A 13,344-nucleotide genomic window follows, 5' to 3' on the forward strand; every position below is an offset into this window, starting at 1 on the left:
ATGGCTTCAACCAAAAACAATTTAGAAGTTTTATTTGAAGACAATCACCTTATTATTGTTAATAAACAATCTGGCGATATTGTTCAGGGAGATAAAACTGGTGATGTTCCACTCAGTGAAATTGTTAAACAGTTTATTAAAGATAAATATAACAAACCCGGCAATGTTTTTTTGGGCGTTGTTCATAGGTTAGACAGACCAACTACTGGTGTTATAGTATTTGCTAAAACTTCAAAAGCATTGGAGCGTTTTAATAAAATGTTACGTGATAAAAAGGTTAACAAAACATATTGGGCTGTTGTTAAAAACCTACCTGAAAAAATAGAAGACACTCTTACTGGGTACCTTAAAAAAAATCCAAAAAATAACAAATCAACTTCCTATTCTTCTGCAATTGAAGGAAGTAAAAAGGCAATTCTTCATTATAAAGTTATAAAATCATTAGACAATTATCATTTACTTGAAGTTGATTTAGAAACAGGTAGACATCATCAAATTAGATGTCAGTTAGCCTCTATTGGATCTCCAATTAAAGGTGATTTAAAATATGGATTTGATAGAAGCAATAAAGATGCGAGCATACATTTACATGCGCGTAAAATTGAATTTGTTCATCCAGTTACTAAAGAGCAAATTTCTATAATTGCTCCAACTCCAAATGAAGTTATTTGGAATGCTTGTAATTAGGCTTTATTTTTCTTAGCAACAATTTCATCCAAACATAAATTACCCACGCTTCCTTTATGCGTATGTACAACTGTTTTATTCGGATTAAAATTCCCTTCATTTATGTTTTTTCCAATAATTTTATAGGCATCTCTAAATGGAGTTCCATTTTGAACTAACTTATTAACTTCTTCAACACTAAATAAATACAAGTATTTTTCTTCTTCAACAATATCTGTTCTTACTCTAATATTTTTTAAAGAGTACGTTAACATTTCCAAACAAGCTTTTAACGTTGAAAACGCAGGAATTAAACCCTCTTTTAACAATTGTAAATCTCTATGATAACCACTTGGTAAATTATTTGTTATCATTGTAAATTCCATTGGCAAAGCTTGCAACTTATTACATTTACCACGAATAAGCTCAAAAACATCCGGGTTTTTTTTATGAGGCATAATGCTTGAGCCTGTTGTTAACTCATCTGGAAAAGAAATAAAATTGAAATTTTGACTCATATACAAACAAATATCCATACTCATTTTAGCCAATGTAGCTGCAACTGAACTCAATCCAAAAGAAATTGATTTTTCTAATTTACCACGGCCCATTTGTGCAGCAACAGAGTTAAATTTTAGAGTTTCAAAACCTAATAATTTAGTAGTTTCATCTCTATCTATTGGAAAAGAACTTCCGTATCCTGCAGCTGAACCTAGTGGATTTTGATCAGCCACTTTATAAGCTGCTTTTAAAAAGTAAATATCATCAATTAAGGTTTCTGCATATGCTGAAAACCACATCCCAAATGAAGAAGGCATTGCTACTTGCAAATGCGTATAACCCGGTAATAGCACATCTTTATATTGCTCAGCTAATAAAATTAACAAATCAAATAAATCATCAACTCCTTCATTAATTTCAGTTAAAGCATCTTTTAAATACAAATGCACATCCACCAAAACTTGATCGTTTCTTGATCGCGCTGTGTGAATCTTTTTACCAGTATCGCCTAACTTTTCAGTTAATAAATACTCTACTTTAGAATGCACATCTTCAAAAGAATCTTCAATAATGAATTCCCCAGCTTCAATGGTTTTTAAAATTGCATTTAATTCAACCTCTAAATTTTTAATTTCTTCTGAAGTTAACAACCCTATTTTATGCAACATTTTAGCGTGCGCCAAATTTCCAATAACATCGTATTTTGCTAAAATTAAATCGAGTTCTCTATCGTTACCAACTGTAAATAAATCTATTTTTTTATCTGTTGAAAATCCTTTATCCCAAAGTTTCATAATTATTGTTTTTTTTTGTCATTCTGAATGCAGTGAAGAATCTCACTACTGTAAAAGATATTTCACTTTCGCTCAATATGACAAATATTATACTATTTCTTCTAATATTTTAATATACAATTGCACCCCTTCTTCAATTTCATTTACATAAATAAATTCATCAGCTGTATGTGACCGTAAACTTTGTCCAGGTCCTAATTTTAACGAAGGGCAATTTAAAACAGCTTGATCAGATAATGTTGGAGAACCATAGGTTTCTCTTCCTAGTTTAATTCCGGCTTGAACAATTGGATGCTCCTTTGGAATTGAAGATGAATTTAATCGTAACGATCTCGGACATACTTCAGATTTTACATTTGATTGAATTATCTCAAATACTTCCTGATTTGAATATGCATCTGTAACCCTAACATCAACTACATAATTACATGTTGCCGGAATTACATTATGTTGATGACCTGCATTAATTTGAGTTACTGTCATTTTCACTTTTCCTAAAGTCTCAGAGATTTTTGGAAATTCATAAGTTCGAAACCAATTAATATCTTCAATTGAATTGTAGATAGCATTATCTCCTATACCATGAGCTGCGTGACCAGCAGTTCCTTTAGCTTCACAATTCATAACCATTAGACCTTTTTCGGCAATAGCCAAGTTCATTAAAGTTGGCTCTCCAACAATAGCAAAATCTATATCGGGAATAATTTTCAACATAGAGTTTAAACCATTTGGTCCCGAATTTTCTTCTTCGGCTGAAGCGACAATCACAAAATTATACTTTAAATCTTCTCGATTATAAAAATAAGTAAATGTTGCTAATAAAGAAACTAAACAACCACCTGCATCGTTACTTCCTAAGCCAAATAATTTACCATCTTCCAAATCCGGACTTAATGGATTACGCGTGTAACCTTTATTTGGCTTAACAGTGTCATGATGAGAATTTAATAAGATTGTTTTTTTAGAAGGGTTAAAATATCTATTCTTTGCCCAAACATTGTGTTTATCACTTTCAAACTTAATATTATGACTAGAAAACCATTGCATTATTAATAAAGCTGTTTCATTTTCTTCACCTGAAAAAGACTGCTTTGAAATTAATTTTTTCAATAATTCAATAGCTTCTTGAGTTAATTTTTTAACCATTATTTTAAACTTAATGTTGTATATAATTTATTATCACTTTGCAGTAACGAAGCATCCCCAATTTTTACTTTTCCTACGCCTTTTTCTAACGCATTAAAGCAATTATGCATTTTTGGAAGCATCCCATCGGCAATAATTCCAGCATCAATCAGTTCTTTATATTTTTCTAAATTTATTTGTTTTATTACTGAATTTTTATCTTCAATATTTTTTAAAACACCTTTTAATTCAAACACAAAATTCAACTCCGTTTCATACAAACTACTCATTCCTATTGCAACTTCCGATACAATTGTATCAGCATTTGTATTTAATAATTGCCCTTCTTTATCATGTGTAATTGCACAAAAAACTGGTGTTACATCATTTTCCAATAACACATTTATAAATTTTGAATTTACAGCATCAACATCACCAGCAAACCCATAATCAATATCTTTTACAATACGTTTGTGCGCCAAAATACAATTGGCATCAGCACCAGATAATCCTATTGCATTACAGTTATTTTTTTGTAATTGAGCCACTATTTTTTTATTCAACAAACCGGCATAAACCATTGTTACAACCTCAACAGTAGCTTCATCTGTTACTCTTCGACCATTTATCATTTGTGGTTGTAAACCCATTGCTGAAGAAACTTCTGTAGCTTTTTTACCACCTCCGTGCACCAATATTTTTGGACCGTCTAAGGAAGCAAAATCTTGTAAAAAGGAAAATAATGCAATTTCATCATTAATTACATTTCCTCCAATTTTAACTATTTTTAAAAGTTGTTTTTTCATTATTTATGTTAATCCATTTATTTGTCTCACTCGTGTTTTTAATTGCCAATGTCATTCCTGCTTGGGCAGGAATCCACACTTAACTCACTATAGATTCCTGCCTTCGCAGGAATGACAGTTGGTGTTAATCCCTATAAATTCTCCAATATTTTTTTCAACACAATTTGAGCCGAATATGTTCTATTATTTGCCTGTTGAATAACAATAGAATTTTCCGAATCAATTACCTCATCAGCAACAACAACGTTTCTTCTAACAGGTAAACAATGCATAAATTTTCCATTATTTGTCAACTTCATTTTATCAGCTGTGATCATCCAATCAGAATCACTTTTCATCACTTCTCCATATTCTTTAAATGAGCTCCAATTTTTAACATACACAAAATCAGCATTTTCAAAAGCTTTCTTTTGATTGTATTCTATTTTTGAATTCTTAGTGATTTCTGAATCCAGCTCGTAACCTTCGGGATGCGTTATTATAAAATCTGCATCTTGCAATTGCATCATTTCAATAAAAGAGTTTGCAACCGCATGAGGCAATGCTTTTGGGTGTGGAGCCCAGGACAACACAACTTTTGGTTTATGCGAAACTTTATTCTCTTCCATAGTAATTGCATCTGCCAATGCTTGTAGCGGATGACCCGTTGCACTTTCCATATTTAAAACTGGAATTCCTGAATACTTTTTGAAATTCTCAATAACAATTTCAGCTTTATCTTTTTCTTTATCTGTTAAGGATGCAAAAGCTCTAATTGCAACAATATCAGAATATTGTGCAATAACCTTCGCTGCCTCTTTAACATGTTCAGATTTATTTTTATTCATTACAACTCCATCATCAAACTCTAACTCCCAACCTTCACTTCCAAAATTCATAACAATGGCATTTAAACCTAAATTTTGTGCGGCTTTTTGAGTACTTAAACGTGTACGCAAACTATTATTAAAGAACAACAAGCAAATAGTTTTGTCTTTGCCTAAATTTTTGAATTGTAATTCGTTTTTTTTCAATTCGACAGCTTCTTCAACAGTTTTTTTTAAGCTATCCAAATCGTTTATGTTAGTATAGTGTTGCATAATTATTGAACGGTTATTTTTGTAAATTCACTTTTATTTTTAATAGCATTCACAACAAAGTTATCTTTTAACCCGTTTACAATCCAAGTTTCAATTTTGGCACCTTGGGCAATTTCTGATGCTTCAATTTTAGTAGACATCCCTCCTGTTCCGTGCGATGAAATAGATTGTTGAATTTGACTCCTTAATAACTCTATATTAGAAGTTTCTTTGATGCTTTTTTGGCTTTTCGAATCCATAGATTCTTTTGTGTAAATACCATTGGTATTGGTAGCAATTATTAATAAATCAACATTTAAAAGTGCAGCAGTTAATGCCGACAATTTATCATTATCTCCAAATTTTATTTCGTCAGTTGCTACGGTATCATTTTCATTAATAATTGGAATATAATTATTTTCAACAAGTACATTTATTGTGTTTTTAATATTGGTTTTTGATTCTTCTTTTTTGAAATCGGAATAGGACAATAAACATTGAGAAGTTAACAATCCAAGTTCTCTAAAACTCTCTTGATAAATACGCATTAAATGCGGTTGACCAATTGAAGCTAAAGCTTGTTTTACATTTATTTCTTTGCCATTACTCTCTAATTGAACAAATTGTTTTGCAACAGCAATTGCTCCGGAACTTACAATTACAAATTCATACTCCTCTTTTAAATCGGCAATTTGACAAGCAATATCTTCAATTTTACCACGAGAAATATGATTGGTCTCCTTTGTAAGCACATTAGAACCAATTTTTAATAAAATTCTCTTTTTACCTGATTTGCCCATTACCGTAAATATACCATTTGTTAGTTACTAAATGCTGTAAACCCATTGGGCCTCTATGATGCAATTTATCTGTACTTATTGCCAATTCTCCTCCCAAGCCAAATTGACCTCCATCCGTAAATCTAGTTGATGCGTTTTGATATACTGCCGCCGAATCTACCGACTCCATAAAAAGATTTGCAGTTTCATCATTTTTGGTGATGATAACCGCTGAATGTCCTCCAGCATATGTATTAATTTTTAAAATTACTTCATCTAAAGAATCAACAAACCCTAAAACAATTTTGTAATCTAAAAACTCTTTAAACCAAATATTTGGATCTTTAAAAGCTGATACTTTTTCAAATTTAGAGAGGTCATCATCTCCTAAAATTTCAACTTTATGTTCTACTAGTTTATTAATTAATGATTTAGTAAAGGCTTCTTTATTTATTAAATTGTGATTAATTAGAACTTTATCTAAAGCATTGCAAGCTGATATTTTTGAAGCTTTCGCATTAATAATTACCTTTAAGGCCATTTCTAAATCAGCTTCAGTATCAACATAAATAAAATTATTTCCTCTTCCACTTACAATTACCGGACAAGTAGCATTTTGCTTTACAAAAGTAATTAGTTTTTCACCTCCACGAGGAACAACTAAATCAATTTTTTGAGTTGGCTTAGTTAAAAATTCTTGCGTTTCTGTTCTGTTGTAATTTAGATATTCAACCCAATCCGTTGAAATATTATTTTCAGAAAGTGCTTTATGCCACAACTCTACTATTTTTAAATTAGAGTTTAAAGATTCCTTTCCTCCTTTTAACAAGATTTTATTTCCAGATTTAAAAGCAATTCCAGCAGCTTCAACAGTTACATCTGGTCTAGATTCATAAATAATTAAAACTGTCCCGAAAGGTGCAGTTTTATTGGTCATTTTCAATCCGTTCTCATGAGTAAAGCTGTATAATTCTTTCCCTATAGGATCTATATCAGCAATTAATTGTTCTAAAGATAAAATCATACCATCAACTTTAGCATCATCAACCTTTAAGCGGTCATACATTGCTATATCTTTACCACTATAACTGTCTAAATCAATTTTATTTGCTTTTAAAATAGTAACTTTTTCTGAAGCTACTAATTCAGCCATTGAATTTAAAACTCGATTTTTTTCGTTTGAAGTTAATCCTTTCATACTGCTAAAACTTCTTTTAACGCTTTAATAAATTCCGCAATTTGCGACTTACTAATTGTTAATGGAGGTAAAATTCTTAACAATTTTTTATTGTTAGCACCTCCTGTGAAAATATGTTTTTCAAAAATTAATTTTTTTCTTAATTCTCCTACTTCAAAATCAAATTCGACACCTAACATTAAGCCTCTTCCTTTTACCTTTTTTACTTTGGAAATCTGTTTAATTTCCTCCATAAAATAATTAGAAACTTCGTTAACATTGGCTATTAAATTTTCTTCTTCAATTATATCCAATACAGAAATGGCGGCTGCACAAGCTAAATGGTTTCCACCAAAAGTAGTACCTAGCATTCCGTATTTAGCTTCAATTTTATCAGAAATTAGAACACTCCCAATTGGAAAACCATTCGCCATTCCTTTTGCGGTTGTAATAATATCCGGCTGAATATTATGATATTGAAATGCAAAGAATTTTCCACTTCTACCGTAACCAGATTGTATTTCATCTAAAATAAGTAACACTCTTTTTTTGTTACAAATTTGTTGAAGTTCTTGAAAAAATTGTGTTGTACCTTCATCCAAACCTCCAACACCTTGAATTCCTTCAATAATTACCGCAGCAACATCGTTTTTTCCAATTTCGTGAATTACCAATTCAATATCATTCAACGGTAAAAAAGTAACTTTTTGTTGAAGGTTAATTGGAGCATTAATACTTTTATTATCGGTTACCGCAACTGCAGCAGAAGTGCGTCCATGAAAAGAATTTGTAAAGGATAACACTCTACTTTTCCCACTAGTAAATGAGGCTAATTTCAAGGCATTTTCATTCGCCTCAGCTCCTGAATTACATAAAAACAAATTATAATTTTCACAACCTGATAATTCCCCTAATTTTTCTGCCAATTTAACCTGTAAAGGCATTTGAACTGAATTGGAATAAAACCCTATTTTTTGCAGCTGATTTGTTAATGCAGCTACATAATTTGGATGCGTATGTCCAACAGAAATTACTCCGTGACCACCGTATAAATCTAAATATTTCGTATTATTTTCATCCCAAACATAACATCCTTCAGCTTTTACTGGAGTTACATTGTATAGTGGATAAACATCAAATAAATTCATTTTTTACGTTTTTAAATTTGATTAATTTTTTCGAAGGAAGTCACCAATCCTTTTATTAAGGATGAACTTAAACCTTGATGTTCCATTTCATTTAAACCTTCAATTGTACAACCACTTGGTGTTGTTACCTTATCTATTTCTTGCTCTGGGTGGTTTCCCGATTTTACCAATAAACTTGCTGCACCTAAACATGTTTGAACTGCTAATTCCTGAGCTTCATCTGCGTGAAAACCAAGTTGCACTGCTCCTTGAGCTGTTGCACGTATTAAACGCATCCAAAAAGCAATACCACTTGCACAAATTACGGTTGCAGATTGCATCAGTCTTTCTTCTATACACATTGTTTTCCCAAGGGAATCAAAAATAATTTTGGCAAAATCTATATTTATTTTGCCTTTTGCATTTGAGCTTAAACAGGTCATAGATTCTCCAACTGAAATTGCAGTATTCGGCATTGCTCTAATTATAGAAATATCAGTACTCAAAACATTTTCAATATCACTAATTTTTCTTCCTGTTACTACCGAAATAATGGTGTGTCGCTTAATGTTTATTAAATCCTTAATTTCATCTAAAACTTCTGGCAACTGTTTTGGCTGAACAGCAATAATAACAACATCTGAGAACCGAACTGCCTTTTTATTATCTGTTGAAATTTTTACATTTGGTAGTTTATTCCAAGATTCTAAAGGCTCCGTATTTCTCTTGGTTAAATATAGATTTTTCAATTTAAAATTGTCTTGTGTTAAAAGACCAACGGCAATTGAATACCCTAAATTTCCTGTTCCTATTATTGCTATTTTCATCTGTTTGGTTTTAGTATGATTGGCTAAAAAGAATTAGCTTTTAATTTTAATCCTTCCGTTTGATTGAAGCCAAATAGTAGGTTCATATTCTGAATTGCTTGTCCAGATGCTCCTTTTAATAAATTGTCAATTACGGATGTAATTAACAGCATATCTCCATGCTTTTCTAAATGCAAGAAACAATTATTGGTGTTTACAACTTGTTTTAAATGAATTGGTGTTTTTGAAATGTGGGTGAATTCAGCTTCTTTATAAAAATCTTCAAATAATTTATAAGCCTTTTCAATACTTTCGTCAAATTTTAAATAAATAGAGGCGAAAATTCCTCTACTAAAATTTCCTCTATTTGGAATAAAAAATAATTCTTGAGAAAAATCTTTTTGAAGGCCTATAATACTTTCTCCTATCTCACCTAAATGCTGATGGGTAAAAGCTTTGTAAACTGAAAAGTTATTATCTCTCCAACTAAAATGAGTTGTAGCCATTGGTGAAACTCCAGCCCCAGTCGAACCTGTAGTTGCGTTAATATGTACAGAACTATTTATTTTTGAAGCATTAGCTAAAGGCAATAAGGCTAATTGAATTGTAGTTGCAAAACAACCTGGATTTGCTATATTTTGGGCATTTTCAATTTCACTTTTTTTGGATTCTGGAATTCCGTAAACAAATTCTCTACCTTGAAAAACTGCATCAGCTTCCAATCTAAAATCATTACTTAAATCAATTATTTTTGTGTTCTTTGAAAAGAAATTAGTTTCTAAAAACTTTTTTGAATTTCCGTGACCTAAACACAAAAAAAGCACATCAACATTTGTATTTACTTTATTGGAAAATTTTAAATCTAATGCGCCTAATAAATCCTGATGCACTTGATAAATATAATTACCTGCATTAGATGTGCTGTATACAAAATCAAGTTCAATTTTAGAGTGATTAACAATTAGTCTTATTAATTCTCCTGCTGTATATCCTGCTCCCCCAACGATTCCTACTTTAATCATAATTCTGAATTTACACTGTGATATATTTTATTTGCTGTTCCAAGAATTTTAATAAATCCTTTGGCATCTTCTGCCGTCCAAGCTTTGTTGGTTTCGCCATATTCACCAAATTTAGACTTCATTAAATCGTGTTTAGATTCAATTCCGTTTAAACTAAAATGATAAGGTTTCAACGTTACAAAAACTTCTCCCGTTACTGTTTTTTGAGAATTTGTTAAATAAGCTTCGATATCTCTCATGGCTGGTTCAAAATACTGACCATCGTGCAATAACATTCCATAAGTACTACCTAAATTCTCTTTTAAGTTTTGTTGCCATTTAGAAAGCACGTGTTTTTCTAATAAATGATGTGCTTTAATAATTACTGTAGCTGCTGCAGCTTCAAAACCAACTCTACCTTTAATACCTACAATGGTATCACCAACATGAATATCTCTTCCTATTGCATATTTTGAAGCAATTTCTTCAATCTTTAAAATTGTATTTACTGAAGTATCAAACTCATCATTTATTCCAACAATTTCGCCCTTTTTAAAGTGTAATTTAATATCTGTGGGTTCGGTTTTTTCTAACTGACTTGGATATGCTTCTTCTGGTAGAGGTTTATGAGATGTTAACGTTTCAACACCTCCAACACTTGTTCCCCAAATACCTTTATTAATTGAGTATTTAGCTTTAGACCAAGGATAATCAACACCGTGTTTCTCTAAATATTCAATTTCCTCTTGTCTGGATAATTTTAAATCTCTAATTGGTGTTATTATTTCAATATTTGGAGCTAAAGTCTGAAAAATCATATCAAAACGAACTTGATCATTTCCAGCTCCTGTACTTCCATGTGCAATATATTTTGCGTTTATTTTTTTAGCATATTCAACTACCTCAATAGCTTGAAAAACTCGTTCTGCACTTACAGATAATGGGTATGTATTATTTTTTAAAACATTACCATAAACCATAAATTTGATAGCTTTTTGGTAATAATCTTCTAAAATATTCTGGTTGGTATGAGAAACTACACCCATTTCATAGGCTTTTTTCTCAACAACTTTTAATTCTTCCGAAGAAAATCCACCTGTATTTACCAATACACTATGAACTTCTAAGTTTAATTCATTTTGTAAATATTTTACACAATAAGAAGTATCTAAACCACCACTGTATGCTACAACTACTTTTTCCATGTTATTTATTTTTTTTCAGAAATAATGCTTGTTTAATTTTTTTTAATCTACTCAATACTTTTGAGTCATATTTATGCTCTTTTATATTTTTTTCATGTTTTGGATCATACAACATTCCAGTACACAAACACATTTTTCGGTTTGTACGCGTTAAAATATCATAATTTTTACATGTCTGACATCCATTCCAAAAAGCTTCATCAGTTGTTAGTTCAGAAAATGTAACCGGCTGATAACCTAAATCGTAATTAATTTTCATAACCGCCAAACCTGTGGTAATACCAAATATTTTAGCTTCTGGATATTTCTCTTTTGAATATTCTAAAATTTTCTTTTTTATTTTTTTTGCTAAACCTTGATTTCTATAATCTGGATGTACTATTAATCCTGAATTTACAACAAACTTTAAATTATCCCATAATTCTATATAGCAAAAACCTGCAAATTGATCTTCATGAATTGCTATAACAGCATTTCCATTCACTATTTTTTTAGTTATATATTCCGGCGTTCGCTGTGCAATACCTGTACCTCTCACTTTTGCGGAATCTTCTATAGTTTCACAAATTAATTGAGCATATTTCACATGCGACTCGTTAGCAATTACAACCTTCATTGGCTTATTTTATTAAATTGAATATTAAAAATTTTATGAATTACCGTAGCAACGGAAAAACCGTTTTTAAAAAAATGATACGCCCAAATTGGGCGCAAAAAATGATTTATCATTTCAATAAAAAAATTTGAAATAATTAAAAAATATAAATTAAATAGTATGTTAAAAATATGATACAAAATAGAAATGAAAATAAAATGAATAAACTGTTTTTTTGGGCACGAAAAATTAACGCATAAAGCGGCGCATCCTAAAAGTAGGCGAGGGAGTTAAAACAGTTGTATTTAAATTATATACTTTCATTAGTACAATATTACATAAAATTGTAATACAAAATATTAATTGTTGAATAATTAACAAAATCACAATTTAAACTATTAAAAATTAACAAATAACGTTTTAGAAGAGGTTTCATCACTAAATCAAAAATTGAAATAGCTCAGGGTTCTCATTTAAGTATTCACCTAAGAAACCTTTTTGTTTCATCCTTTCAACCAAAGGCTCAAAATCATCTTTGGAGTCTAGTTCTATTCCTATAACTGCCGGTCCTTTATCTCTGTTATTCTTTTTAGTATACTCAAAATATGCTATATCATCATTTGGACCTAATACATCAACAACAAATTCTTTTAATGCACCGGCTCTTTGGGGAAATTTAATTATAAAATAATGCTTTAATCCTTGGTACAATAAAGCCCGTTCTTTCATTTCTTCCATTCTGGTAATATCATTATTACCTCCACTTACTATACAAACAACTGTTTTACCTTTTATCTGCTCTTTATGTTGTTCCAAAGCCGCAATTGAAAGTGCTCCAGCTGGTTCAACTACTAAGGCATTTTCATTATAGACTTTAAGTATTGTTGAACAAATTAAACCTTCGCAAATAGTATCTGTGGCATCTAATAAATTTTTACAAAACTCGAAGGTTATTTCTCCCATTCTTTTTACTGCCGCTCCATCAACAAATTTTTCAATTTCAGTTAATGTAGTATTTTCTCCTTTTTCTAATGATATTGTTAATGATGGCGCTCCTTTTGGCTCTACTCCAATTAGCTTTGTTGTTGGGCTTAAAACCTTAAAAACACTTCCAACACCAGATGCTAAACCTCCACCACCAACAGGCATAAATAAATAGTCAATTTGAGAATCACAGTCGTTTAATATCTCCAATCCAACAGTTCCCTGACCAGCAATTACATCCAAATCATCAAATGGATGCACATATGTACTTTTATTTTCAAAACAGAATTCTGATGCCGCTTTTTGGCTATCATCAAAACTATCTCCATAAAGCTGAATGGTAACAAACTCACCACCAAACATTCTAACTTGATCAATTTTTTGATTTGGAGTTGTAACCGGCATAAAAATAGTACAATTTGTTTCTAGCTTTTTACAAGCAAAAGCTACTCCTTGCGCGTGATTCCCAGCACTAGCGCAAACAATTCCGTTAGCTAATTCACTTTTAGATAAACCTTGAATTTTATTATAAGCTCCTCTAATTTTATAGGAACGAACAACTTGAACATCTTCTCTTTTAAAGTAGATGTTTGCACTATAATATTCAGAAAAATTCTTCATAAAAACCAAAGGAGTTGCTTGCACAACCCCTTTGATGCTCTGTTGAGCTTTATAAATATTTTCTAATGAAAGGCTATTTTTAATAGTTTCACCCAAAAT

The 13,344-nt window shown here is 30.9% G+C and carries 13 protein-coding genes; 1 reads left to right on the forward strand and 12 read right to left on the reverse strand.

All coding sequences use genetic code 11. From position 1 onward, the window contains the following. Complete coding sequence (locus tag CHB63_RS15520) at positions 1–687, forward strand: RluA family pseudouridine synthase (RefSeq protein ID WP_089379400.1); 687 nt, start codon at positions 1–3, stop codon at positions 685–687. On the opposite strand, the gene argH is transcribed toward CHB63_RS15520, so the two are convergent. The 12 genes from argH to ilvA form a co-directional block, all read right to left on the reverse strand. After that, a complete protein-coding gene (gene argH / locus CHB63_RS15525; protein WP_089379401.1) occupies positions 684–1,961 on the reverse strand; it encodes an argininosuccinate lyase in 1,278 nt (425 codons plus the stop codon). The genes CHB63_RS15520 and argH overlap by 4 nt on opposite strands. 87 nt (positions 1,962–2,048) lie before the next feature. Continuing rightward, positions 2,049–3,107, reverse strand: coding sequence for a M20 family metallo-hydrolase (locus CHB63_RS15530; RefSeq protein ID WP_089379402.1), 1,059 nt, complete (start codon positions 3,105–3,107; stop codon positions 2,049–2,051). After that, positions 3,107–3,892 carry an acetylglutamate kinase gene (gene argB / locus CHB63_RS15535; protein ID WP_089379403.1) on the reverse strand — a complete coding sequence of 262 codons (786 nt, stop codon included), beginning with the start codon at positions 3,890–3,892 and terminating at the stop codon, positions 3,107–3,109. The genes CHB63_RS15530 and argB overlap by 1 nt, the downstream gene beginning before the upstream one ends. 131 nt (positions 3,893–4,023) lie before the next feature. Beyond that, on the reverse strand, positions 4,024–4,971 hold the full coding sequence (locus CHB63_RS15540) for an N-acetylornithine carbamoyltransferase (protein ID WP_089379404.1): 948 nt from the start codon (positions 4,969–4,971) through the stop codon (positions 4,024–4,026). A gap of 2 nt (positions 4,972–4,973) precedes the next feature. Further along, positions 4,974–5,750 (reverse strand): glutamate 5-kinase, encoded by a 777-nt coding sequence (gene proB, locus CHB63_RS15545; RefSeq protein WP_089379405.1) that lies wholly within the window; start codon positions 5,748–5,750, stop codon positions 4,974–4,976. Continuing rightward, positions 5,734–6,927: a glutamate-5-semialdehyde dehydrogenase gene (locus CHB63_RS15550; RefSeq protein WP_089379406.1), complete on the reverse strand. Its 1,194-nt coding sequence runs from the start codon at positions 6,925–6,927 to the stop codon at positions 5,734–5,736. Before CHB63_RS15550 ends, proB begins: the two co-directional genes overlap by 17 nt. Beyond that, positions 6,924–8,054, reverse strand: coding sequence for an aspartate aminotransferase family protein (locus tag CHB63_RS15555; protein ID WP_089379407.1), 1,131 nt, complete (start codon positions 8,052–8,054; stop codon positions 6,924–6,926). The genes CHB63_RS15550 and CHB63_RS15555 overlap by 4 nt, the downstream gene beginning before the upstream one ends. Positions 8,055–8,065: 11 nt before the next feature. After that, a complete protein-coding gene (proC, locus tag CHB63_RS15560) occupies positions 8,066–8,860 on the reverse strand; it encodes a pyrroline-5-carboxylate reductase (RefSeq protein ID WP_089379408.1) in 795 nt (264 codons plus the stop codon). A 23-nt stretch (positions 8,861–8,883) separates the two neighbouring features. Beyond that, the gene (gene argC / locus CHB63_RS15565; RefSeq protein ID WP_089379409.1) at positions 8,884–9,861 is read right to left on the reverse strand and encodes an N-acetyl-gamma-glutamyl-phosphate reductase; all 978 of its coding nucleotides are present in this window, start codon (positions 9,859–9,861) and stop codon (positions 8,884–8,886) included. Next, positions 9,858–11,045 carry an argininosuccinate synthase gene (gene argG / locus CHB63_RS15570; protein ID WP_089379410.1) on the reverse strand — a complete coding sequence of 396 codons (1,188 nt, stop codon included), beginning with the start codon at positions 11,043–11,045 and terminating at the stop codon, positions 9,858–9,860. The genes argC and argG overlap by 4 nt, the downstream gene beginning before the upstream one ends. A 1-nt stretch (position 11,046) precedes the next feature. Further along, complete coding sequence (locus tag CHB63_RS15575; protein WP_089379411.1) at positions 11,047–11,661, reverse strand: GNAT family N-acetyltransferase; 615 nt, start codon at positions 11,659–11,661, stop codon at positions 11,047–11,049. 417 nt (positions 11,662–12,078) lie between these two features. Further along, positions 12,079–13,344, reverse strand: coding sequence for a threonine ammonia-lyase IlvA (gene ilvA, locus CHB63_RS15580; protein WP_089379412.1), 1,266 nt, complete (start codon positions 13,342–13,344; stop codon positions 12,079–12,081).

The organism is Lutibacter flavus (genome assembly GCF_900188355.1).
GTDB lineage: Bacteria > Bacteroidota > Bacteroidia > Flavobacteriales > Flavobacteriaceae > Lutibacter > Lutibacter flavus.